Below are 24,572 nucleotides of genomic sequence, written 5' to 3' on the forward strand. Positions count from 1 at the left end.
TCTTTTTAGAATTTAACCTTAACCGAGAAACCCATCGTGCGAGAGCTTGGCTGCATAAAGTAGTCGATACCCTGGTTATAAGTTCCTGTATTTCCTGTGAGTTCAGGATCAAAAGGAGCCTTGCAATAAATCATCAGAAGGTTATGTGCTATAAATGAAAGGTTCATGTCCTTAATCCATGGAACTACCTTCTTTATTGGCACATCATAGCCTAAGCTTAACTCAGAGAGACGTAAGTTAGTTGCGCTATATACATACTGAGAAGCAATAGTTGTAGTTGTACTTGAGATAGTCTGGAAATAGCTCTGTGGAGTAATACCATTTACACCATTAATAACAACACCACCATTATCACGGGCAGCAGCTGTAGTAGCAGATGTTCCAAAAGCATCCATCAATGACTCAGTAAGAGAAACTACCACACCGCCATTTCTGTAATTGAACAGGAAACCCAAGTTGAAGCCTTTCCAAGAGAAATTGTTACCCCAAGAGAGTGTATAGTTAGGAGTAGCATGACCTGCATATACATAATCATTAGGATTAACTTTGATTGAATGATCTTGTGGATCTACATAAATTTCTCCATGCTCACCTGTGGCCAATGTACGGACATATATATCTGTAAGGTTTCCACCTTTTACAATCTTGTTGCGAGTACCATTGAAACCACCTAAGTTCATCTCATCAAGAGTATATATTTCATTTGTTTCAGGATCAGTAACCTGGTTTATTACCTCCTTCACTTCATTACGGTTCAGTGTCCAAGTAAGATATGTTTCCCACTGTACAGGACCAAGAGGCTGATTATAGCGTGCAGAGAGTTCAATACCCTTATTGTCTACACGACCACCATTTACCCACCAGTTTGTATAACCTGAAGATGGATCTAGCTGAATATTAAAGAACTGGTTGTAAGTACTTGAATGATACAATGTAGCATTTAATTTTAAACGATTGTGGAAGAGTACAAAATCAAGACCTGCTTCCCAAGACTTTGTAAGTTCAGGGTCAAGATTAGGGTTCTTCTTAGATGTTGAAAGTGAAGGACCAGTTGCACCGTTAATAGCATAAGTAGGAATTGTAAGATAAGGCTGAGATGGGTCATTACCTACTTCAGAATAAGAGATACGTGTCTTGAAATAGTTCAACCATTTGTCACTCTTTATCTTTGGGAATATATCTGTCCATATTCCTGAAATACCTGCAGACCAATAGAAATAAGAGTCATCTGCTGGATAAAGAGCTGAAGACCAGTCGTTACGTGCTGTAAGGTCTAAATAAGCCATACTTTTGTAACCGAGCTGAGCACTAGCGAACACAGCCTCTTTCATCCTACGTTCACCATATTCTTGGCTCATTTTAAACTTAGGGTCAGCCGGATCTATATTATTTAAAGTAAAACTGTTTGGAACTTTACCCAAATTACCACTTATATATTTAGCTTTACTTTGGCGCTGATCATAGTTAGCACCTAACACAGCTGTAAGACTCCAACGCTCGTTGTCAAAATACTTATTGACAGTAGCAAAGGCTTCTGCATAAAGCTGATTTGTATTCAAGTCGCGGATAGAGTAGTGCCCTGCATCAGAAGCAAACAATGTCTTTGTACCAGCTGCTAATTTCTGCTCATAACGATCTTCGTTGTTGTCATATTTCACACGGCCAGTAAGAGATATCCAACTTGCCACATCCCACTTAAGTGATGCATTAAACATATTACGAGTTTTATGGTTGACAAATTTCTCTTTCTCTGCAATCCAGTAAGGATTCTCCATTAACTCATTCTGACCAAGCCATGGCCAGTACTGGGTCTCAAGATTGCGGTCCAGATCATGACGGCTATAATATTGAATACCTTGCCAATCGCCACCAGCTGGAAACAAGTAGAGTGTGTAGAGAGGGTTGTTATATTGACCCTGAGAGATCATGTTCTGCTCTTTCACTGTTGCCAACGAATAATTCAAATCAAGTTCCAGATTATCAGCAATTTTAGAAGTGTTGCGAATAGTTACATTATAACGGTCAAAGTCATTATTATGAATTAAACCTGTCGCATTAGTAACACCTAATGAGAGATAAGTTTGATTTCTTTCGTTTCCTGAAGATATACTAACATTGTTTGAGATGTTTGCCCCTGTCTGGAAAAAGTCATTAGGGTCATAAGAACTTGGTGTAGAAAGTTTACTTCCCCAACTATCAAATGAACCTGGTGAAGAAGTGCCATAAGTATTTTGGAACTTATGAGTTACAAAAGGACGTGAGAATTGGAAACTACCACTGTATGTAACATCAACACGGCCTTGCTGCCCTTTCTTTGTAGTTATCAATATAACACCGTTAGCTGCATCAGAACCATAGAGCGATGCAGCTGAAGGGCCACTCAATACAGAGATTGATTCAATATCATTAGGGTTTATATTTGAAGCTGCATCACCTGTAGAACCTGAACCAGAGTACATATCTGTAGGCTGAACCGACTGAATATTTGACATTGGAACACCATCAATCACATAAAGGACATTGCTGTTGCCATTTATTGACTTCACACCACGCATTACCACACGTGTTTGTGCACCAACACCTGCAGCACTTTGGCTGAATTGTACACCGGCAACCTTACCATTGAGTGTGTTTACGAAATTGGCATCCTGCACCTTTGAAACAGCATCATTATTTAGCTGTTGAACATTATAAGAAAGAGATTTAGCCTCTTTTTTGATACCGAGCGCAGTTACAACCACCTCTGATAGAACTTTTGAATCCTCCTGCAACTTAATATTGAGATGTGTTCCTGTAAATTTTACATTCACGGGTTTATATCCTATATAAGATATAGTGATTTCATTTCCCACCGGCACATTTTCAAGCGTGAATTCACCGTCGAGATTGGTTATTGTCCCTGCTGCAGGATTGTTCTTCTCTGAAACATTGGCACCGATAATAGCTTCTCCAGTTTCATCTTTTACCACGCCAGTAAGCTTTTTTCTCTGAGTAGGTTGCTTGACACTTTCTTTTTTTGTAAGATAGATAGTGTTGTTCTTTACTTCGTAAGCAATGTTCAAGTTTGTAAATAAAGCATGCAGAGCCTGTTCTAAAGGCTTTTTCTGTACCTCAATAGAAACTTTTTGATTTACATTGACATACTCATCACTGTAAGCGAGTGAGTAACCTGTTTGAGATTTAATAGCGGAAAGTACAGTCTCAAGCTTTTTCTGTTTGAAATTCAGTGACACGTCTTGTGCCCATCCTGATGCTGTAATACCGCCAAGAAGTAGTGCGATTGTTAATAATCGTCGCGTCTTTAGGTTTACTTTCATTTTAGTTTTTATTAGATTAATTTAAAGCAAAGGTCAATTAAGACTTCATTTATATACAATACACTTATGTTACTAAAAGGTATGAGGTGTATCGAAAAAAATAGAGAAAAATTTATTTTTTCTCTATTTTTGATGGTAATCAGACTTGATTTTATTTTGCAGTTGACACCTTATATGCATCATTATCTTGCATAGTGAATTTTATGCTCGAAACATACTCAAGATCCTTGAGAATATCTTCTATATGCCTTTTCGATGTGGATATAGTAAATCTTACATTCTGGACATCGTTTGTTATATTTGTAAATGATACTCCGTATTGACGAGTCAATGTATTAAGTATATCCTTCAAAGGAGTCTTATAGAAATTAAGTGATGAAGTACGCCATGCAGTTACAGATTGAGTATCCTGCATCTTCTCAACAGAATATTTTCCTGATAATCTATTATATATAATATACTCCTTTGGCTTTAATACGGCATTAACAGATATATCATTTTTTAAGGCTACAGATCCCTCGTCAAGGCAGACATTTACCAACTTGTCCTGTCCGTATGCTTTGACATTAAATTTTGTTCCAGTAACCTCTACATAAATTCCGTTCAGATTAACTCTGAAAGGTCTGAATCTTTCTTTGTTAACTTCAAAATAGGCCTCTCCATTTAGTGCTACATTCCTGCTTGTTAATTCAAATTTCTTTGGATAGCGGAACTTTGTACCCGAATTCAAGTGTACGATAGAACCATCCTGCAGAATTATCCTCATTTGCTCTCCGTATGGGACATTCAATTCAGCATATTCCGTTGGTTCCAAAATGCCGGTCTGATTTACAACATAACCCAATGTAGCAGCCATGAATATAAATGGAATTGCTACAGCAGCAATCCACTTCCATAGTCTTGATTTTTTCTTATTTTCAATAATACTTTCAATAAACCTCTCCTTCATTCTTTCAGATGGAATCTCTTCATTATGTATATCAAGTATATCCAACAACTCATCCAGATAAGCTTCTTTGTTTATCTTATGCGACAAGAACTCCTGCCCCTTAGTCGTAGCGAACCATCGAGACACATTTTGTGCTTCTTCTTTTGTTGCTTTGTTTGAAAGAACCTTATCTATTATTTCCTCTGTAATATTCATCTGCTCTTAATACCTTATATATACAATACATTTCAACACGATAAAAGTATGATTAACATAATCTTCTCAATACTCATTCTTAACATTTTTATAGCTTGTGTATAATGTGATTTCACCGTAGGAACTGATATATTCATATTCTCAGCTATTTCCTGATTGCTCATCCCTTTTTGAATCTTTAACAAGCATACCTTCTTTTGCTGTTGAGGCAAGTCCTTGATAATCTTCAATAAATAACTTCTGAAATCTGTTTCCTCTACTATATCTACGAAATCGTAATCTTCACTTGCACTTGCCTGTGAAATTTCATAGTTCTTTTCTATTATAATATTTCTATGCTTTATTTCATTTAATATATGATTCTTCAGAATTGTAACAAGCAAGGACTTTATATTTCTCTCACTGTCAATATTGTCCCTTTGCTCCCATAGTTTCATGAATGTGTATTGAACAGCATCTTCTGCCTCATCATTTGACTTAAGATAACGATAAGCAAGTACATACAGAAGTCTGTTGTACTGGTCGAATATCTGTTCGAACATTCTGTTATCATTATGTTTGAGTCTGTATATCGGCATAATTATAATATTATCATATCGTACATATTAAGCCTAGAATATATTATATAAGTTTTTTAAAATATTTAATTAAACTTGGTCACAAAGTTATTATTTTTATTTAATGCGTATCTTTTATATTAGGATAAAAAATCGCTTCATCAGGGAAATGTTACATAACCAATCAATTGTTGTGGGAATCGTTAATATCTATTCCGATGAATTTTTTTCGGCAGGAATCTATTCTAGCAAAGACAGTTGGGGCTTGAATACTTGTGAATGGAATGTCATTGTCCAAAAATAGAGGAGAGCATTAAATGTGGGGTACAATTTTTAAATAACCGCTAGTGAGTAGATTTACTCACTAGCGGTTACTCACCAATAATATAGGTTAAAATGAACTATTATGAATAATATGGCAAAAGAAAAATCGCATAAACCATTGATTTATGCGATTTTAATTTGTTTTTGATTCAAAAAAATACTTTAAAGGTGGAGCTGGAGGGAGTCGAACCCTCGTCCAAACAAGAAAGCCATATGCTTTCTACATGCTTATCTTCGCTTTGATTTTCGTGGAAAGGCAAGACCGAAGCTACCAACCTATCCCTTATCCTCTAAAGTTTCATAAAGATCACAAGAAAAGACCTTTACTATTCCCGAATTTACTGCACCACTTGATCAAACGCTTCGGAACAAGAGCTTTTGAGTGATGTCTCGTCTCTATCACTATGATAGAAATAAAGTTAATCTACTATACTTCGATTAAGCAGCGAGAGCATAAGATTCGTTGCCAGATAAAATTTTGAAAACTGGGATTATAGTGCCAATCAACCACGCACTGCATGCTTACATACCACTTTAGCTTGCTGTCAAATCCAGTCAACCCCTTGATTGAATCTTTATCAACAGTATACTATAGTTAGTATCTGGGTGCAAATATATGAAATTAAATTGATTCGTTATAAGGTGCACAGATTATTATAACTATAATTTAATAATCTGTACACCTCTATTGGTCAATATTCTGTCTTATCCTCTTTTACTTCCCATTGCCTGAATGCTTCCATAGCTTCTTCCGATAGGAGTTGTTGAGAAGATAATTTTCTATCTGCGGGCTTAAGGTCTATTTCATCATAGATGAATGAGTCATCGAATCCGATGTCCTTGGCATCTGTTTTTGTATTGCCATAGTATATCTTATCAAGATGAGCCCAGTAGATTGCTCCAAGACACATAGGACATGGTTCGCATGAGGTATAGATCTCATAGCCTGAAAGATCAAAAGTACCTAATTTTTCGCATGCATTTCTTATAGCCATAACTTCGGCGTGAGCAGTTGGATCGCAGTTATGAGTAACACGGTTTGTTCCTGTAGATAATATTTCACCATCTTTTGCTATAACTGCACCGAAAGGTCCTCCGCCATTTTTAACATTCTCTATTGAAAGGGCTATTGCCTTGCGCATTAATTCTTCTTTTGTAAACATCACTTAAACGTAAGTTTCTAGGAATTTAACATTACTCTCTACCTCTACCTTTACCTCTTTTGTTGTTGCAGGGAAGAGAACAGACTCACCGGAATGAAGTGGGAGAGTGTTTCCTTCATTATCCTTTATGGTGCAACCTCCTTCCATACAGATAAATATAACAAATGAGTCAAGCTCACTATAGTCCATTGTCATATTTTCAGTCAGGTCATATACAGAAGTTGTAAAGTAAGAACACTGAACTAGCTCTACCGGTTCATTCTTGATAGGTGTGTAGCTTGTACGATAATCTTCCTGAACAGAATAGTCTATAGCATCTTTCGAGAGTTCTGTATGTAGCTCTCTTGTATTTCCATTTTTATCTTTTCTATTGAAATCGTATATGCGATATGTTATATTTGAGGTCTGTTGAATCTCAGCAATGAAACAACCTGCTCCGATACTGTGAATTCTCCCAGCAGGCAAGAAGAATACATCTCCCGGCTTAACAGCATAGTCTGCCAGTGCATCGCATATTGTATTATCCTCAATCATCTGAGAATACTGTTCAGGTGTGATATTTTTACTTAATCCAGAACGGAGGTGAGCCTTTCCTTGCCCATTGTCAATAACATACCACATCTCTGTCTTACCCATTGAGTTATGACGCTCTTTTGCCAGCTTGTCATCAGGATGAACCTGTATAGAGAGGTCATCGTTGGCATCGATAAACTTTATAAGTAGTGGGAATGTGTTGCCAAAACGTTCGTAGTTACTCTTTCCTACAAACTTACCTTTAAACTCTTTTACAAGTTCACTAAGACGTTTGCCTTTATATTCACCTTCAGAAACAACAGACTCATCGCCTTGGACATCAGATATTTCCCAGCTTTCGCCTACCTGCTCTTGTTTGATATCTATATTTTTAAAAGGGATTATTTTATCACCTCCCCAGATGGTTGACTTTAAAATCGGGTCAAATTTTATTGGATACATATTAATTATTTTAGGTTCAAATACAAAAATAGTCAGAATAAGCAATTCCCTATTCATTTATTCTTCTATTTTTGCAAACTTAACAACAGCTTTAGAATTAATTATAAGATAAATAGAAATAAAATGAACCGTAAATTATTATCAATAGGATTAATGTCAACTTTGACATTATTGAGTTCTGTAAATTTGTACGGATACGAGATAAAAGGTAAAATAGCCTCTTCTCTTAGTGGCGTAGATGGTAAATATGTATATATATTGCCTATCGGTGCTAAAGGGCTTAATGAGGTCATTGACAGTGCAAAAATAAGTAACAACTCTTTTATTCTCTCTGGAGCCGATAAAGGTGAGATGATGTGTAGACTATTTATTCAGGACATGGCTCCCGGGAAAACTTATTCACCATCTTTTCTTTTGGAAAAGGGAAACTTAGTAGCTACTCTTGATACATTTTCATATGTAAATGGTACTCCGGAAAATGATGCTTTTAGTGCATTAATGAAGAAGGTTGAAGATACTCAGACTAAGTTGTCCGCTATTCCCAAAGATGCTGATACCGATAAGAAATATGAGGAAATTATTAAAGAGTTGAACGGTGAAGCATATAAATATATTCTTGCTAATCCAACTAAGCTTACAGCAGCTAAACTCTTTACTGATTTAAGATATGATCTCACTGAGGCTGAACAGGAGGAGATACTTGCTGTAGCAGATGCTAAGTTCATGTCTTTCCCTGGTGTATCGTCTATTAAGGAACACCTTGAGGTATTGAAGAATGTTGCTCCTGGAAAGAAGTTCATTGATTTTGAAATGGCTGATTCTGAAGGTAAGCTACACAAGATTTCTGAATATATAGGTAAGGGAAAAGTTGTCCTTCTTGACTTCTGGGCATCATGGTGCGGACCTTGCATGCGTGAGGTGCCAAGCATAAAGAAGATCTATGATAAGTATAAAGATAAAGGATTCGAGATTGTAGGCATCTCTTTCGATAATAAGAAGGAAAATTGGATGAAGGCAAGAACAGACAAAAATATGAACTGGATTCATCTCTCAGACATTAAGGGATGGAAGTCACTTGCAGCTCCTATGTATGGTGTTAACAGTATACCATGTACTTTACTTATCGACAAAGATGGCACTATACTACAGCGTAATATATTTGGTGATGAACTTGAAGGTAAGTTGGCAGAACTCTTGAAATAGAGATTTATTATTGCTATAACAGGTCCTATAATAGCGTTACACTAAAAAATAACGCTATTTTATTATGGGACACTAAATAATAAAAAGGGTTGTACTGTATAATAAGTATAACCCTTTATTGTATAATGTTGGTTCATGTAAATAGAAGGTGCATTATTACTAATGAACACCTTCTACAGACAATAAACTAAATAAGCCAACAATCAATAATCACTATTGTTTGGATCGAAATTAGTCCATCCTTCCATCCAGTTGTCCGATGCATTGAATGCTCCGATATAACTAACTTTATCGAACCCTGCTGAGAGAGCGGCATCGGTAAATGCTGCTGCATTAAGAATTGGACTTGCTGCAGATGGTTTGTAACTTACACCTACGTTAAGATTATCTTGAAGCAGAAGTTCATTTAACTGCTTAACTGCATTTCCTTTCTGAGCCTTGAAGAATGTTGATGAGTATGATTCTTTAGTCGCATCAATCACAGTTTTTGTTGCTGCATCGTAAAGGTCATCAGTGTAACGTTTATTAGCATCGGAACCTGTTATTCCCATACCTGCAAACCATACATTCTCTATTTTTAGATTTCCTGATTTAGCACTAGCTACTGTGTTACCCTTTTCACCGTCAATAATAATTCCGATAGGATAACCTATAGCCATTGAGTTGAAACAGTTAAGTTTGCTTGAGCGTCTTATCTGCATTGCAGATTGGAACTTACCCAATGATGATCCGTTATTTGGATTAAAGCTACCTCCGTTTATATATTCGTTTGTGTTTTGGAACCCACTATAAGCCATTGGACCTACAAAAGTTATGTTACTGAATGTAGCTGTTGTATAAGGCTCAACAGCTGAACCATCAGCGCAGTTATCTGATTCGAAACCATTTGATTGTGATACGTCGGCAATTTTAGGGTCACGTACTGATAGACCGAATTGTACTTTTCCACTAAATCCGTTGTCTGTATCAAACTCATCATCCCATCCTTTGTATGCGATAATATATTTACAGTTTACAGATCCTCCGAACCATTCGTATGAATCATCGTTAGAATATGATACCTGAATATGGTCAACTTGAGTACCACTACCTACAGAACCGAAAGTGATACCGTTAATCTCTTTATCTGGCTGGAAAGGGAATCCTGCGAATTCAACACGTACATAGCTTAATATACCAGAGTTGTCGGCTGGATCTGTTCCACCATGTGTACTACGTGGACCACCTTCTATCTGCATACCTTCCTTATTGTTCTGATTGTTTGGCGCTTTACCACAGATGATAAGTCCTCCCCAATCACCAGGCTTACGGCTACCCTTAGCCTGATTTGATGTAAATACAATTGGACTTGTCTGAGTTCCTTTTGCTATAAGTTTACCTCCACGCTCAACTATCAAAGCAGCTTGAGTCTGTTTGTCACCTTTTATTACAGTTCCAGGTTCTATAGTCAAAGTAGCTCCATTTGCAATGTATACCCATCCTTTAAGAATATATGTTCCTTTCTTAAGAGTCTGAGTGCCATTGAATACAAAGTTCTGGTCTCCGTTACCAATAACGTTTCCTGTTGGGGCCTCGTTTCCGGCTGTGTCGAATAGAATATGATTACAGCTTACGTGTCCTCCGTCTGTTCCGAAGATATATTCACTTTTTTCACCACCTCCACTGCTATCAGGGGCATTGTCACTGCTGCATGCTGCTAATCCACACATAAGAAGTGCAGAAAGAGCAAAACTCATTAATTTGTTAATTTCCATTTTTTCTTAATTTATTAATAATGAAAAGCAAATACTATTTATCATTTATCTCTATTAGTAGATTGTATCTACTATCTTTAGAATGTATAACTTACGTTTAGTCCGAAGTTTCTTCCAGGTTTGTATTCACGTGTTACCTGTTCCACTTTTCCTTTTGAAGTCTCAGCAAATTGCTTGAATGACACCTTCTCTGCTAAAAGGTCTCTTACATACGCCTTTACCTCTATATGTTTTGCAAATTTCTTTGATATGCTCAAATCGAATGAATTTCTTGGCATTTCGTATGAGTCAGGAACCTTTGCTTCATTTCCTGTAGTACCTAGGCTACGTCCTACACCAATTATTCTATTACCAATTATATTGTACAGTGCTGATATGTTCAATCCTTTATCATTGTTATTGTAGAATAAACCGGTATTGATTATATATGGTGACTGTCCCTGCATTGGTCTATCTTTCTCTGATGAGCTGCTGTCAAATCTCACTTTACTTTTAATCAGTGCACCATTGAAGCTCCAGCTGAAGTTATTAAGACCGATAAAATCAAGATTCTTACGTATGTCTAACTCTACTCCGTAATTGTCGGCACCATTAGCATTTACATATGAATAGGTAAGGTCGGTTCCTCCGTTTACAGTATATGTCCATTCTATAGGATTTGAGAAATTTTTGTAGAATAGTGATACTGATATTAACTCCCCTGCTGAAGGATAGAACTCATATCCTAAGTCGATGTTATCGATATATGCAGGCTTAAGGTTGTAATTACCTTGAACATTACTAGCAAGATCGAAATCATAGAATACAGATGGAGAAACTTCACGGAACTCAGGTCTGTTTGTTGTACGTCCGTAAGATACTCTTACCTGGTTCTTCTCGTTAATCTTGTAAGATGCATTTATTGATGGGAATAGGTCATTGTATGTGTAATAATGGCTCTTAGGGCTTTTCTCATAATCTTTAGTATTGCTTATTAACTCCATTTTGTTATGCTCGTATCTAAGTCCGGCATATACGTTTAATTTTCCAAAAGGTAGGTTAGTAGCTACATAGCCTGAATACATCATATTATTACCTTCGTAGTTGTTGCTCCATTTAACCTTTTCAAGCATATATATACCATCTTCACCATAATATTTATCCTGCATAAGTTCATTTGGGATATTCATATATCTGAATCCGGAAGGAAGGGAATTGTTTGCAGCGTTATAGTTGTATATGAACATTCTGGTATTGTAGTCTCTCATTCTGTACTTCAAATAAGCACCTGCTTTAATCATAGGTTTGAATGAGCCAAAAGCCATATTCAATTCATAATTCCCATTTGCCGATAAAATATGTTCATTGAGTTTCGTCCACTCTCTTGTAATATCGTTTACATTTGACAATCCCATTTTACCCACTTCCATGGCATCGTTAATGATGTATCGTTTACGGTCAGGCATATTGTTATTTGCAAATGCATAACCTGCGCTCCAGTCTATCTTGTTATTATCATTTATAGAGTGTTTTCCTGTGAGTTGAGTGTTATATGTCATTCTGCTGGTATAGTAATACTCTGCACTCTCCTCATTATCACTTTGAGCACTTACTCCTACACGAGTAGTATATCTGTCTCTTCCAAGCTGGTTGAAAATATTCTTAAACTCATATCTGCTGTTACCACTAGCATTTACATATGTAAGGTTCAGCATCGCTCCAACTCTTGCATTGTGATTATACTGATTATCCTTACTATGTCTTAAGTAGTTTGACTTTTGGTTTGTCTCATCGTAAGTACCGAATAGAGAGTTTTCCATATCTTGATAGTTCTTATAGCTGTTGCTGTAGTTTGCTGCAGCCATCATAGCAAGAGTTTCACCTTTGTCACTTGTCCATCTATGTGCCATATTCATAGCAAGATTCATATCTGCTACAGGTTTCAGGCTCTTTACTGTCCAATCATTGTTGAAATTATTATTCTTTAGATCAATACCATCTCCTGCAATATTATTCAGGTTTGCACCTATGCCTCCATTAAGACTTCTTAATCCTGAGTCAAATCCCAAGAAATCTGTGCTGCTGCTTTTACCTGAATTGAAATCCTTGAAGTGTGTACGGTCATTTATGCTACCTCCGACAGAGATATTAAACATATTTTCGTTTGGTACATCTTTTGTGTTTATTAGGATGAAACCTCCACTGAAGTCCGATGGATATTGTGGTGATGGAGATTTTACAACCACCATGTTGTCAAGTTGTGAAGATGGTATTATATCGAAAGAGAAAGCTCTTGAATCGGCTTCTGAACTTGGTACAGCACTATTGTTTATCCAAACATTGTTGTAACGTTGTGAAAGTCCTCTTACCATTACAAATTTCTCATCGATAATACTAATTCCCGGTACTCTCTTTATAACCTCACTTGCATCTTTATCCTGAGTACGTGCAATCTGTTGAGCAGATATACCTGTCTGCATTACAAGACTGTTACGTTGCTGTGCTATGATAGCTGTTTCTGTATTCTTTTTAGCCGCTGCTGTTACAACAATTTCACCAAGTTGTTCTGAATTGGGTTCCATTTTTATATCAATATTACTAACCCCATTTACCTCAACGTCCATTGTAATTGTCTTATAAGATATATAAGATACTATTAGTTTATGGACTCCGTTTCTAAGTCCTGCAAGTTCAAATTTTCCATCGATATCTGTTATCGCTCCTGTTGTGGTGCCATCTACCATTATGGTAGCACCTATAAGCACTTCGTTATTCTGCTTATCTGAAACTGTACCTTTTATCAAGGCCGCTTTACTGACTATTGCTGATGATAGCAATAAAAAGAAGAAGATAATTCTACTCATTTTTCTGTTTTTTATTAGCTTATTTGTCTGATACAAAATTCTATAAAGGCTATTTCTCCTTTAATACATATATGTTATCACTTTTTTACATTATTATTTCATTTATGTTATCATCCTTTTTTTTTATAAAATGGTAACTTTGTGCATATCTATAAAAATATAATATGAGAAGTTTTGCATCCGATAATAATTCAAGCGTCCATCCTTTGGTGATAGATGCTTTGGTAAATGCCAACAAGGACCATGCATTAGGTTATGGTGATGACCCTTGGACAGATGAGGCTACAAGCAGAGTAAAGGCTCTTTTTCAAAGAGAGTCCATAGCACTTTTTGTTTTCAATGGAACAGGTAGCAATACTATGGCTCTACAGATGATGACTCGTCCTTATCATATAATTTTCTGTGCAGAGACAGCACATATTGCTGTAGATGAATGCGGTGCACCAGCCAAGGCAACCGGCTGTATTATGCGCTCTATAATGACCCCTGATGGTAAGCTCACTCCCGAGCTTCTTAAACCTTATATGATAAACTTTGGTGTGGACCACCATTCACAACCGGGGGCAATCTATATAAGTCAGTGTACTGAACTTGGTACTATATATACTCCTGATGAGGTTCGTTCACTTTGTGACTTTGCACATGAGCATGGTCTTAAGGTTCACATGGATGGTGCACGTATCAGTAATGCTGCTGCTTCTCTGAAGCTATCTATAGACGAAGTATCTGCTGCGTGTGGAGTAGATACACTCACTTTAGGAGGTACTAAGAACGGACTTATGGGAGCAGAATGTGTTGTGGTATTTGATAAGTCACTATTTGCAGAGGCACGTTATGCTCGTAAACAGTCTTGCCAACTTGCAAGTAAGATGAGATATATATCATGCCAGTTCACTGCATTTCTTACAGACAACTTGTGGCTGAAATGTGCAGAACATGCAAATGTGATGGCTAAGAAATTACATGATGCTCTCTCTGAGCTACCAGGAGTTAGTTTCACTCAGAAGTTTGAAAGCAATCAGCTCTTTCTCATTATGCCTCGTGAGGTTGAGGACAAGTTATATGAGAAATACCATTTCTATTTTTGGAATGAGGCAATAAATGAGATGAGGCTTGTAACTTCTTTCGACACAACTGAGGAAGATATAGATGATTTGATTGGGTATGTTCGTCAGTTAATGAGATAGCTGATAACACTTTCCTTGTCTTAAACGTATAGTCATTAAAATTGTGGTTTAGGATATTAATCCTAAGCCTTAGGATTAATATCCTAAAGCTTGGGACAAAGAAAAACTCTTGAATGATAGGCGATAGTGTCCTGTTATATAATAAAAGGAATCACCCTTGTAAGTATAAGATGTTTATTCATCTACTTACAAGGGTGATTATTTGTATGGGGTGTATGGATACACCCCAATCTGTTTTAATAAATTACAGATTATAATGCCATTCCGTCAAGCCACATATATACACTGCTTACGATACCTAAAAGTATTATACCTGCAACACATGTTAAAAGGCTTATGCGCATTGGTACACTATTCTTGAATGTCGCAATAGGAGCATCCGATGGAGTAATGAACATAGCTTTAACAATAAGCAGATAGTAGTATAGTGATATGATTGTGTTAACCAATGCAATAAATACTATAACTGAGAAACCGCTTTTGAATGCTGCTGCAAATACAAAGAACTTGCTGAAAAATCCTGCAAAAGGAGGAATACCTGCAAGTGAGAATAGTGCAAGAGTCATAACCATAGCAAGCTTAGGATTTGTTGAGTAGAAGCCATTGTAATCTTCTCTCTCAACCTTTCCTTGTGCATGCTGTTCAACTGCATTGATAACACCGAATACAGCAAGATTGGCTGCGATATATACTAAGATATAATATACTAGTGATGTTGCACCCTGCTCACTTCCGGCAAGTACTGCAAGCATGATGTAACCAGCTTGTGAGATACTACTGAAAGCCATGAATCTTTTCAAGTTGCTCTGAAGTATAGCAAATAGGTTGGCTACAGTTATAGTAACCACAATTACTATAGAAATCATCAGTGACCATTGTTCTACCATAGGAGCAAATACTTTCATCAGGATTGTCATAAGTGCAAACGCTGCTGCTCCCTTAGAGATAACTGAAAGGTAAGCTGTAACAGATGTAGGTGCTCCTTGGTATGTATCTGCTGTCCAGAGGTGGAAAGGTACAAGGCTCAACTTGAATGCAAGTCCTGAGAAGAAAAATACGAGTGATAAAATCTCCAAAGGTGATGCCACTAACAGTGAAGGGATATCATTGAAGTATAATGTTCCGGTAGATCCGTAAAGCATTGATATACCATAAAGCATTAAGCCACTTGAGAATAGAGCTGAAAGAATGAATTTAGCTCCAGCCTCAGCACTATGACCTTTATACTTATCGAATGCTACTAAACAAGCTACAGGGATAGTTGCAAGTTCCATTCCTATGAATAACATAAGGAAGTTTCCTGCACTAATCATGTAGAATAGTCCTATAAGTGTACTGAATGTTAGTACATAGAATTCACCTCTTCTTTGTGCTGTTTCACCTTTACTTAGCCAATCTGTGCTCTGAAGGAATATTATCAGTGTTCCAGCAGAGAGAATTGTCTTCAGTGCATTTGCAAGTGGAGATGTTGTGTACATTCCACCGAAAAGCTCTCCTTGACAGGGCATAATATTTATAATTATACTTATTGCAAGTAGTATCGATGAAATGGTTCCAAGATGATGCTTCTTATCTTCCGGTAGGAAAAGATCGATAATGAATACCAAGATGAATGCAATGATCAGGCTTATTTCCTGTCCCATTGTTGTAAATATAGATATATAGTCCATTGTCTCTTATTTTAAAGATGAAATTATCGGTGCCACACTATTACTAATAAGGTCGCTTATCCACCAAGGTGCAGTTCCGATACCTGCTACACAAACTATAAGGAAGATTACAGCTACCTTTTCATCCCATGTAGCATCAGTAAGTTTCAGATGCTCTTCATTAGTAGGAACTCCATACATAATCTTTCCAACAACGCGTAGAATGTAGACTGCTGTTATTACAATACTTGTAGTAGCAATGATAGTACATACTCTATGGAAAGTATCATTTACTTCGAATGAACCAACAAAAATAGTCATCTCAGCAACGAATCCACTGAATCCAGGAAGACCTAAGTTAGCGAAACCTGCTATGATATAACCTACAGCAAGGAATGGCATTATCTTCATAAGTCCTCTAAGATTACGTATGTCGCGTGTATGAGTACGTCCATATATCATACCAATAAGAGCGAAGAAGAGTGCTGTCATAAGTCCGTGGCTTAACATCTGGATTATAGCACCAGTACAACTTGTTCTTGTAAGCATCAATATAGCAAATAATACAAGTCCGCAGTGAGATACACTTGAGTATGCATTAATATATTTCAAGTCGGTCTGAACGACAGCACTGAATGCTCCGTAAACAACAGAAATAGTTGTCAGTATAAGGAATAGATCACCCCACATTGCTGCACCCTCTGGCAACAGATAGATAGCAACGCGGAAACATCCGTAACCTCCAAGTTTCATAAGTACTCCTGCATGAAGCATTGATACCGCTGTTGGCGCTGAAGCATGACCATCAGGGCTCCATGTGTGGAATGGGAAAAGAGCTCCCAAAACTCCGAAGCCTAAGAATACAAGAGGGAAGAATATATGTTGAATCTCTGCTGGGATACTCTTATGAGCTATTTCCAACAGGTTCATTGTCTCGCCACCTGCTCCGTAGAATATTCCAAGTATTCCTACCAAAAGGAATGCAGAACCACCCATAAGCATAAGTGTAAGTTTCATAGCAGCATACTCTTTCTTTCCACTTCCCCATACACCGATAAGTAAGTACATAGGGATAAGCGCTACTTCATAGAACATGAACATTGTGAATAGGTCGGTTGATATGAAGAATCCATAAACTCCTGTGCTAAGTAGAGTGAACCACATGAAATACTCTTTTGTAAGAGGTTGTAATTTCCATGAGGCAAATATACCTGTAAATACAATTACCGAACTTAACAACAACATAACTACGGAGATACCATCGACACCTACTGAGTAACATATGTTGAGTGGCTCGAACCATGGTATGCTTGATGTGAATAGCATATCACCTTGAGCACCGGCTTCACGCAGGTTTATGTATTCTATAGTAAGGTAGACAGAGAGAGCAAGTAGAATTGAAGCTCCTGCCACCATTGTCGTCTTTACCTGTGTAAGATTTCTTGATGCCCATAAACCAGCCAGCATCAAGACTGGTACTATAACAAATAAACTTAATATATTCATGATGCTTTAGAGTATTAAAATTAATGTAAGAATCAATGAACCAGCAAGGAACCACATACAGTACTGCTGTACATTTCCACTCTGCATACCTCTAATCTCCTCTCCGGCAGCATTGGTACCCCAAGCTGTGAAGTTGAAGAATTGGTCGATTACATGTCTGTCGAACCAAGCAATAGGAGTACTGATGCATCTGAAAATAATCTTCTTTGTGATGAAGATCCATATCTCATCCAGATAGAATCTGTTGTAAGCAGCTTTGTGAAGACCTTTGAACTGCTTGGCAAGCATAGCTGCAACAGGTTGTTTATCGCCTGCATACATCCATGTTGCTATTAGTATAGATGTTATGGCAACGCAAAGACTTGTAATCATAACTGTTGTATCAAGATGTATGGTATAAGCTTCACCATTGCTTGAAACAAGATGTCCGAAAGGTATGAATCCGGCTACACAAGTAATACCTGCAAGCACCATCAATGGAATTGTCATAGACAATGAACATTCGTGTGGATGTACGTTTGGATTATAATTCGGCTTTTTGTTGTATGGAGTTCCCCAGAATATTCCGTAATAGAGGCGGAACATATAGAAAGCTGTCATTCCTGCAATAGCAGTCATGATATATCCCATAACAGGTGAGAATTCGAAACATGCAGTAAGGATTTCATCTTTAGAGAAGAATCCGGAGAATGGCCAAATACCAGCTATGGCAAGACATCCAATAAGGAATGTAATATGTGTAATAGGCATGTGTTTTCTTAAACCACCCATACCGCTCATCTCATTAGTATGAACAGCATGTATTATGCAACCAGCTCCAAGGAATAGAAGAGCTTTGAACATTGCATGTGTGAATAGGTGGAACATACTTGCCATATATCCTAAACCGCCTTCATGTGGGTTAATAGAAGTACAAACTCCTAAGGCAACCATCATAAAACCTATCTGTGAGATTGTTGAGAATGCAAGCACTCTCTTTATGTCACTCTGTACACAAGCTACACTAGCAGCATAGAATGCTGTGAATGCAGCAATGTAAGCTATCCAATGTAACACATCGGGTGCATATCCGACATATAGAGGGAACATTCTTGCTACAAGATATACTCCGGCAACAACCATTGTTGCAGCATGTATCAATGCGCTGACAGGTGTAGGACCTTCCATTGCATCCGGCAACCATATGTGAAGAGGGAACATGGCACTCTTGCCAGCACCTCCGATGAACATAAGTCCAAGAGCTAGAGGAATAAGGAATCCTGCATTTATAAGTGCATTCACTTGTGGAGTGAATGAGAATGTACCTGCATAGTATCCATAAATAAGGATACCGATAAGGAATCCGAGATCGGCAAAACGTGTTACAATAAATGCCTTCTTGCTGGCTGCAATAGCTGCATCTTTTGTATAATAGAATCCGATTAGCAAGTATGACGATACACCTACAAGTTCCCAGAAAATATACATCTGGAAGATGTTGGTTGCAACGACAAGACCAAGCATAGACATGGTGAACAGGCTAAGGAAAGCATAATAGCGCTGGAAACCCTTTTCGCCGTGCATATATCCGAATGAGTAGATGTGTACCATCAGTGATACAGTAGATATAACTACAAGCATCATCACTGAAATCGGATCAATCATAAAACCAAAATCTATAGAGAGGTTTGATGAGAATGGAAGCCAGTTAAAGTTCCATGCTGTAATTGTAGGATAGACTCCTTCAGCATTTCTTGCTCCGGTGAAATAAGAAAAAGCGGTATAGTAGGAGAGGCATGCTACTGTCGCCAGTGAGATTGTGCCTATTATTCCTGCAACTTTGCTCTTCATATACATTCCTGCGAGTCCTAATACCAGGAAACTCAGAAAGGGTAGGAGCAGTATAAGAATAGTATATTCCATATTTATTTTTTTATATCTAGTGAAGTGATTGTTATCCCTTCATTTCGTTAATATTCTTTATCTGTATATTCCGTATGTTACGGTATATATTGATGATTATCGCGATCGCTACTGCAGTCTCAGCCGCACTGACTCCTATTGCAAATAGTGCAAAGAAGTGTCCTTCCAGTTTGTCAGGAAATAGGAAACGGTTGAATACAGCAAAGTTAATATCTACCGAGTTGAGAATAAGCTCAACGCTGATAAGTATTGCAAGTATGTTTTTTCTTGTGAAAAAGCCATATATTCCCACAAACATCATGAATGTGGAGAGTATTAGATAATATTCCATTGGTACCATAATCTCTCTCTTTTAACGTTTACGTGCTATCATAACTCCTCCAACTATACAAGCCAGAAGGAGAATACTTATCACTTCAAATGGTAATACATATTGGTATTTTTCCATTCCCATCAATGTATATCCTATAGTCTTTACATCAAGCTCTCCTGGTTGGAAACTTGGTTCAATAAAGTCGTTCTTTAGAATAACAAAGAGGCAAATACCTAAACCAGCTAGTGTGGATAAGAATCCTGCTGCCACTTTGCTGTTCTTTAACTTCTCTGCTTTGTCTCCCTGTGCTGAGGTAAGAAGTATACTGAATACATAAAGTACTGTGATACCTCCTGCATATATTAGTAGCTGTACAGCTCCCAAAAATGCATAGTTCAGCTGGAAATATATCGCTGCTGTACCGAAAAGCACAAAGAGAAGGTATGTAGCTGCACGCAATATTCTTGAAGTAGTCACCGAAAGAACGGAACATACACCAATAAAAAGTGCAATTACAATGAATACAATAATTTGTAGTGTCATAATATCTTTGTTTTATTTTTTATTCAGAGTCAATAACAGTTTGGAACGGTCGAAGACTGAATTCTCAAATTCGGTATCGAATTCAATGGCATCATGAGGGCAAACGTTGACACAGATTTGGCAAAACATGCATGAACCTAAGTCGTACTCATATTTAACAAGTACTTTCTTTTTCTTGCCTGTTTCCTCATCAGTGATAGTCTCGCTTGTAATTGATATCGTGTCATTAGGGCAGTTCATCTGACATAATCCGCAGGCAACACACTTATTGTTGCCATTCTCATCTGATGGCATTACCAACATTCCGCGGAAGCGTGGAGATATTTCAAGTGTAGCTCTGTTCTCAGGATACTGTTCAGTTACTTTCTTAGTGAAGAACTCCTTAATGGTAGTCTTCATACCTATGAGTAAAGTACTTACTCCGTGTATAATACCTTTAATATATGATTGTTCTTCCATAATTAAAAATGCAAATTAAATACTACAATAATTACCATGAGCAGTAGGTTAAATAGACCTATAGGCACAAGGTATTTCCATTCCAAAGTAAGAATCTGGTCTATACGAAGACGTGGGAATGTCCACTTTATCCACATAAGTAAGAACACTACAAAGAATGCTTTTCCAAAGAACCAAACAAATCCTGGTATATAGTCCATGACTGCATTGAAACCATCAAGGCCAGCGATATGAAGTGGCATCCATCCACCAAAGAATATGGTAGCGGCTATTCCGGAAATGATAAAGAGGTTTACAAACTCGGCAACATAGAAGAAACCGAAATGCATACCTGAGTACTCTGTGTGATAACCTGCTGTAAGCTCACTCTCTGCTTCTGGTAAGTCGAAAGGTCCTCTGTTTACCTCTGCATTTCCTGCTATAAGATAGATTACAAATGCTATAAGTGCCGGAATATGTCCTTTGAAAATAAACCATCCGTCAGCCTGTTGCTCTACTATCTCAGATAGCTGCATAGTATCTGTCAGTACTACCATGGTAAGTAGACTCAGACCTACAGACAATTCATAACTGATCATCTGTGCACCACTTCGCATTGCGCCGATAAGTGAGTACTTGTTGTTGGAACTCCAACCTGCAAGTAGTATACCTACAACACCTATACTTGATGCAGCCATAAGGAAGAATATACCTACGTTGAAATCAAGTACCTCCAAGCCTTTGCTTATAGGCAGACAGCTGAAAGCCAGAATAGATGATATGATAACTATGTATGGTGCAAGGTTATATAGGAACTTATCTGCATGACGAATCTCGATAATCTCTTTTATAAGCATCTTTAATACGTCTGCAAAAACCTGTATAGTACCGTAAGGACCTACTCTGGTAGGACCAAGACGGCATTGAAATGCTGCACACACTTTTCTCTCCATATAGATCATTATAATGGCTATAATGGCATATGCAAGCAATATTATTACTCCAATCAGTACACATTCAAGGAAAATTGCAAGCTGCTCAGGCATATATGTGCAAAGTAGTGAATGTATCCACTGGGTTATTATGCTAAAATCAAACATGATTGAATATCTTGTTATATCTTAATATTATTTGAAAAAACTATCGGTCAATATCAGGCACAACATAATCCACTGTTCCACCAATTGCGATTAAATCGGCAATCTTAGCTCCACGACTCATTGTTTCCATTGCTGATACTAGAGGTAAACCTGTAGAACGGAACTTAAGTCTGTATGGATATTTCTCACCGTGACTCTCAAGGAATACACCGAACTCACCACGGCTACCCTCAACCGCAGAGTAGTATATACCTTCCGGAACCTTGATGATAGGTTTCATTTTCTGTTGATATTCTCCTGCAGGAATATTATCGATGAGTTGTTCAATAATTCTCATACTCTCTACAATTTCATCAATTCTTACCAAATATCTTGCATATGAATCTCCTTCAGTTCTAACTATCTGTTTGAAGTCAACTTTATCGTACATAGCATATGGATGACGTTTTCTAACATCACAAGCCCATCCACTTGCTCTACCTGTACCTCCGGTAGCTCCGAAAGAGATAGCATCTTCTTTGCTCAATAGACCTACACCCTTCATACGCTGTTGGGCAATGATATTTCCAGTAAAGACATCGTTGTACTCCTTAAGCATAGGACGCAGATAAGTAAGGAAACTCTTAACTTTCTCAACGAAGTCAGGTGCGATATCAGCTTGAACTCCACCAATAGTGTTGTAGTTCTGTATGAGTCGTCCTCCTGTAGTATATTCGAATATATCGAGTATCTTCTCTCTGTCGCGGAATCCATATAAGAAGGCTGTCAATGCTCCAAGGTCCATACATAGACATGAGAAGAATAGTAGATGTGAGTCAATTCTCTGCAACTCATCCATAATAGTACGGATATATTGTACTCTCTCACTAACCTCTACTCCCATAGCCTTTTCTACACACATACAAAGAGCATGTCTGTTTTGGTGTGCTCCAAGATAGTCTAATCTATCAGTAAGAGCTAAGGTTTGTTGGTAAGTAAGACTTTCGCACATTTTCTCTATACCTCTGTGTATATATCCGCAGTGAACATCAAGTTTCTTGATAATTTCACCCTCTAAAGCGACGCGGAATCTTAATACACCATGAGTAGCAGGGTGCTGAGGTCCAATGTTAATGATATATTCATCTTCATCGAATATAGCCTGTCTCTTCTCAATGACACTACCATCAGGCTGCTCTTCCATGTATTTAGTTGAGTCAACTGTCTCCTCGTTTGTCATTCGTAGTGGATTGAGGCTATCGTCATAATCTTTTTTCAAAGGATATCCGACCCAATCATCACGAAGATATAGGCGACGCATATCAGGATGACCGATAAATACGATTCCTAAGAAATCGTATACTTCTCTTTCGTTGAAATCAGCACCTTTCCATATATCAGATACAGTTGGTATCTCAGGTTTCTCTCTGTTAGGAGCGACACACTTAATAGTAATAGTCTCTTGAGTCTCACTATTTTCAAGGTGATAGACTACGCCAAGTCCATTCTCTTGCCAGTCAACTCCGGTAAGACTTCTAAGGAAGTCCATGTGCTTTTCTTCCTTAAGACGAAGCATTTCGTCGTGTAAAGCAGCAGCTTCTATCTCATTAATCTTGTCCATCGTTTACTTTGTTTTTTGGTTTTTCCTCTTTTTTATTAACACCTCCAAAAAATTTCTCTACTTTCACCTTTCTCTGCAATTGTATCATTCCATATAGCAATGCTTCAGGTCTTGGAGGGCATCCTGGTATGTATACATCTACTGGCAATATTTTGTCTACTCCGTTGAGTACATGATATGATTTCTTGAAAGGCCCTCCTGAAATGGCACAACCTCCAACAGCTACTACATATTTAGGATCAGCCATCTGATCATATAGTCTCTTTAGTACCGGTGCCATTTTATCAGTTATAGTTCCTGCAACCATAATCAAGTCGGCCTGTCGTGGACTAGCTCTTGTTACTTCAAATCCGAAACGTGCAAAGTCATACCTTGCAGCACCGATTGCCATGAACTCAATACCGCAACAGCTTGTTGCGAATGTAAGTGACCAGAGAGAATTACTTCTTCCCCAGTTAATGACATCATCGAGTACTCCGACAATAACATTTGAGCCATTCTCGTTGAGCTCTTTGACCATGTTCTCCAGAGATTCATTGTCTTTGAATTCTTCATACTGGATAGATTTTATTTTTGGTTTCTTTATTTCCATTCAAGTGCTCCTTTCTTCCATGCATAAGCAAGTCCTAATACTAATACTAGTAAGAAGAACAGAATGCTTATAAGTCCATACACTCCCAATTCCTGTACCACTACAGCCCAAGGGAAAAGAAAAACAGTCTCCACATCAAACATAAGGAATAGGATTGCAAAGAGGTAATATCCCACTTTGAACTGCATCCATGATTGACCTCTTGTAGGCATACCACATTCATATGCTTCACCTTTTTGGGCATTATATGAACGCGGAGATATGGCTCGTGCAATTCCAAGTGCTACTGCAACCATTGCTATTGCCGTAAGTATTACGACAATTAATAATGTAAAATACATGCGTAATAGATTTTATATTGATTATTATTATTTATCTACAATGATTATCGAATAGTTTATTTGGTTTGTTATATCAGCATATATGTGCTTGTGTAACAGGTTGTAATATCCGAAAAAATTG

General features: G+C 37.6%; 19 protein-coding genes and 1 other RNA gene. 2 read left to right on the forward strand and 18 right to left on the reverse strand.

Annotation, left to right across the window (positions count from 1 at the left end; genetic code table 11):
* Positions 1–5: 5 nt before the first annotated feature.
* From JCM15092_RS06180 to JCM15092_RS06200, 6 genes are all read right to left on the reverse strand, one after another.
* On the reverse strand, positions 6–3,317 hold the full coding sequence (locus JCM15092_RS06180) for a SusC/RagA family TonB-linked outer membrane protein (protein WP_024993901.1): 3,312 nt from the start codon (positions 3,315–3,317) through the stop codon (positions 6–8).
* Positions 3,318–3,468: 151 nt separating this feature from the next.
* On the reverse strand, positions 3,469–4,461 hold the full coding sequence (locus tag JCM15092_RS06185) for a FecR family protein (protein WP_024993902.1): 993 nt from the start codon (positions 4,459–4,461) through the stop codon (positions 3,469–3,471).
* Between the two features lie 32 nt (positions 4,462–4,493).
* A complete protein-coding gene (locus JCM15092_RS15200; protein WP_084488479.1) occupies positions 4,494–5,039 on the reverse strand; it encodes an RNA polymerase sigma factor in 546 nt (181 codons plus the stop codon).
* A gap of 469 nt (positions 5,040–5,508) precedes the next feature.
* Positions 5,509–5,905, reverse strand: a transfer-messenger RNA (tmRNA) gene (gene ssrA, locus JCM15092_RS16825).
* 129 nt (positions 5,906–6,034) lie between these two features.
* The gene (locus tag JCM15092_RS06195; protein ID WP_084488481.1) at positions 6,035–6,505 is read right to left on the reverse strand and encodes a nucleoside deaminase; all 471 of its coding nucleotides are present in this window, start codon (positions 6,503–6,505) and stop codon (positions 6,035–6,037) included.
* 3 nt (positions 6,506–6,508) lie between these two features.
* The gene (locus JCM15092_RS06200; RefSeq protein WP_024993904.1) at positions 6,509–7,480 is read right to left on the reverse strand and encodes a type I phosphomannose isomerase catalytic subunit; all 972 of its coding nucleotides are present in this window, start codon (positions 7,478–7,480) and stop codon (positions 6,509–6,511) included.
* Between the two features lie 123 nt (positions 7,481–7,603).
* On the opposite strand from JCM15092_RS06200, the gene JCM15092_RS06205 reads away from it, so the two are divergent.
* Positions 7,604–8,683 carry a TlpA disulfide reductase family protein gene (locus JCM15092_RS06205; RefSeq protein ID WP_084488483.1) on the forward strand — a complete coding sequence of 360 codons (1,080 nt, stop codon included), beginning with the start codon at positions 7,604–7,606 and terminating at the stop codon, positions 8,681–8,683.
* A gap of 203 nt (positions 8,684–8,886) precedes the next feature.
* On the opposite strand, the gene JCM15092_RS15205 is transcribed toward JCM15092_RS06205, so the two are convergent.
* Complete coding sequence (locus JCM15092_RS15205; RefSeq protein WP_034541640.1) at positions 8,887–10,437, reverse strand: beta-helix domain-containing protein; 1,551 nt, start codon at positions 10,435–10,437, stop codon at positions 8,887–8,889.
* A gap of 77 nt (positions 10,438–10,514) precedes the next feature.
* Complete coding sequence (locus JCM15092_RS06215) at positions 10,515–13,295, reverse strand: TonB-dependent receptor (protein ID WP_024993906.1); 2,781 nt, start codon at positions 13,293–13,295, stop codon at positions 10,515–10,517.
* A 149-nt stretch (positions 13,296–13,444) separates the two neighbouring features.
* Here JCM15092_RS06215 and JCM15092_RS06220 point away from each other — a divergent pair, with 149 nt between their 5' ends.
* A complete protein-coding gene (locus JCM15092_RS06220; RefSeq protein WP_024993907.1) occupies positions 13,445–14,467 on the forward strand; it encodes a threonine aldolase family protein in 1,023 nt (340 codons plus the stop codon).
* A 251-nt stretch (positions 14,468–14,718) separates the two neighbouring features.
* Here JCM15092_RS06220 and JCM15092_RS06225 read toward each other — a convergent pair whose 3' ends face one another.
* The 10 genes from JCM15092_RS06225 to JCM15092_RS06270 are packed head-to-tail and all read right to left on the reverse strand — an operon-like array spanning position 14,719 to position 24,451.
* The gene (locus tag JCM15092_RS06225) at positions 14,719–16,137 is read right to left on the reverse strand and encodes an NADH-quinone oxidoreductase subunit N (RefSeq protein ID WP_024993908.1); all 1,419 of its coding nucleotides are present in this window, start codon (positions 16,135–16,137) and stop codon (positions 14,719–14,721) included.
* A gap of 6 nt (positions 16,138–16,143) precedes the next feature.
* Positions 16,144–17,622, reverse strand: a complete 1,479-nt coding sequence (locus JCM15092_RS06230) for a complex I subunit 4 family protein (protein ID WP_024993909.1) — start codon at positions 17,620–17,622, stop codon at positions 16,144–16,146.
* A gap of 6 nt (positions 17,623–17,628) precedes the next feature.
* Complete coding sequence (nuoL, locus tag JCM15092_RS06235; protein ID WP_024993910.1) at positions 17,629–19,524, reverse strand: NADH-quinone oxidoreductase subunit L; 1,896 nt, start codon at positions 19,522–19,524, stop codon at positions 17,629–17,631.
* Positions 19,525–19,555: 31 nt separating this feature from the next.
* Positions 19,556–19,864 (reverse strand): NADH-quinone oxidoreductase subunit NuoK, encoded by a 309-nt coding sequence (nuoK, locus tag JCM15092_RS06240; protein WP_034541644.1) that lies wholly within the window; start codon positions 19,862–19,864, stop codon positions 19,556–19,558.
* Between the two features lie 12 nt (positions 19,865–19,876).
* Positions 19,877–20,380 carry an NADH-quinone oxidoreductase subunit J family protein gene (locus JCM15092_RS06245; protein ID WP_024993912.1) on the reverse strand — a complete coding sequence of 168 codons (504 nt, stop codon included), beginning with the start codon at positions 20,378–20,380 and terminating at the stop codon, positions 19,877–19,879.
* A 12-nt stretch (positions 20,381–20,392) separates the two neighbouring features.
* Positions 20,393–20,839 carry a NuoI/complex I 23 kDa subunit family protein gene (locus JCM15092_RS06250; RefSeq protein WP_024993913.1) on the reverse strand — a complete coding sequence of 149 codons (447 nt, stop codon included), beginning with the start codon at positions 20,837–20,839 and terminating at the stop codon, positions 20,393–20,395.
* 2 nt (positions 20,840–20,841) lie between these two features.
* Positions 20,842–21,918, reverse strand: a complete 1,077-nt coding sequence (gene nuoH, locus JCM15092_RS06255; protein ID WP_024993914.1) for an NADH-quinone oxidoreductase subunit NuoH — start codon at positions 21,916–21,918, stop codon at positions 20,842–20,844.
* A 40-nt stretch (positions 21,919–21,958) separates the two neighbouring features.
* Positions 21,959–23,518 (reverse strand): NADH-quinone oxidoreductase subunit D, encoded by a 1,560-nt coding sequence (locus JCM15092_RS06260; protein WP_024993915.1) that lies wholly within the window; start codon positions 23,516–23,518, stop codon positions 21,959–21,961.
* Positions 23,505–24,110, reverse strand: coding sequence for an NADH-quinone oxidoreductase subunit B (locus JCM15092_RS06265; RefSeq protein WP_024993916.1), 606 nt, complete (start codon positions 24,108–24,110; stop codon positions 23,505–23,507). The genes JCM15092_RS06260 and JCM15092_RS06265 overlap by 14 nt, the downstream gene beginning before the upstream one ends.
* Complete coding sequence (locus tag JCM15092_RS06270; protein WP_024993917.1) at positions 24,101–24,451, reverse strand: NADH-quinone oxidoreductase subunit A; 351 nt, start codon at positions 24,449–24,451, stop codon at positions 24,101–24,103. Before JCM15092_RS06270 ends, JCM15092_RS06265 begins: the two co-directional genes overlap by 10 nt.
* Positions 24,452–24,572 lie beyond the last annotated feature (121 nt).

The sequence above is a fragment of the Phocaeicola paurosaccharolyticus JCM 15092 genome (genome assembly GCF_000613805.1).
Taxonomy (GTDB): Bacteria; Bacteroidota; Bacteroidia; order Bacteroidales; family Bacteroidaceae; genus Phocaeicola; species Phocaeicola paurosaccharolyticus.

Coding starts and splice junctions, on each gene's coding strand:
- nuoK (WP_034541644.1), bottom strand. CDS start 19,864: ATGGTACCAATGGAATATTATCTAATACTCTCCACATTCATGATGTTT.
- JCM15092_RS06220 (WP_024993907.1), top strand. CDS start 13,445: ATGAGAAGTTTTGCATCCGATAATAATTCAAGCGTCCATCCTTTGGTG.
- JCM15092_RS06205 (WP_084488483.1), top strand. CDS start 7,604: ATGAACCGTAAATTATTATCAATAGGATTAATGTCAACTTTGACATTA.
- nuoH (WP_024993914.1), bottom strand. CDS start 21,918: ATGTTTGATTTTAGCATAATAACCCAGTGGATACATTCACTACTTTGC.
- JCM15092_RS15205 (WP_034541640.1), bottom strand. CDS start 10,437: ATGGAAATTAACAAATTAATGAGTTTTGCTCTTTCTGCACTTCTTATG.
- JCM15092_RS06225 (WP_024993908.1), bottom strand. CDS start 16,137: ATGGACTATATATCTATATTTACAACAATGGGACAGGAAATAAGCCTG.
- nuoL (WP_024993910.1), bottom strand. CDS start 19,524: ATGGAATATACTATTCTTATACTGCTCCTACCCTTTCTGAGTTTCCTG.
- JCM15092_RS06265 (WP_024993916.1), bottom strand. CDS start 24,110: ATGGAAATAAAGAAACCAAAAATAAAATCTATCCAGTATGAAGAATTC.
- JCM15092_RS06250 (WP_024993913.1), bottom strand. CDS start 20,839: ATGGAAGAACAATCATATATTAAAGGTATTATACACGGAGTAAGTACT.
- JCM15092_RS06185 (WP_024993902.1), bottom strand. CDS start 4,461: ATGAATATTACAGAGGAAATAATAGATAAGGTTCTTTCAAACAAAGCA.
- JCM15092_RS06195 (WP_084488481.1), bottom strand. CDS start 6,505: ATGTTTACAAAAGAAGAATTAATGCGCAAGGCAATAGCCCTTTCAATA.
- JCM15092_RS06200 (WP_024993904.1), bottom strand. CDS start 7,480: ATGTATCCAATAAAATTTGACCCGATTTTAAAGTCAACCATCTGGGGA.
- JCM15092_RS06180 (WP_024993901.1), bottom strand. CDS start 3,317: ATGAAAGTAAACCTAAAGACGCGACGATTATTAACAATCGCACTACTT.
- JCM15092_RS06230 (WP_024993909.1), bottom strand. CDS start 17,622: ATGAATATATTAAGTTTATTTGTTATAGTACCAGTCTTGATGCTGGCT.
- JCM15092_RS06260 (WP_024993915.1), bottom strand. CDS start 23,518: ATGGACAAGATTAATGAGATAGAAGCTGCTGCTTTACACGACGAAATG.
- JCM15092_RS06245 (WP_024993912.1), bottom strand. CDS start 20,380: ATGACACTACAAATTATTGTATTCATTGTAATTGCACTTTTTATTGGT.
- JCM15092_RS06270 (WP_024993917.1), bottom strand. CDS start 24,451: ATGTATTTTACATTATTAATTGTCGTAATACTTACGGCAATAGCAATG.
- JCM15092_RS15200 (WP_084488479.1), bottom strand. CDS start 5,039: ATGCCGATATACAGACTCAAACATAATGATAACAGAATGTTCGAACAG.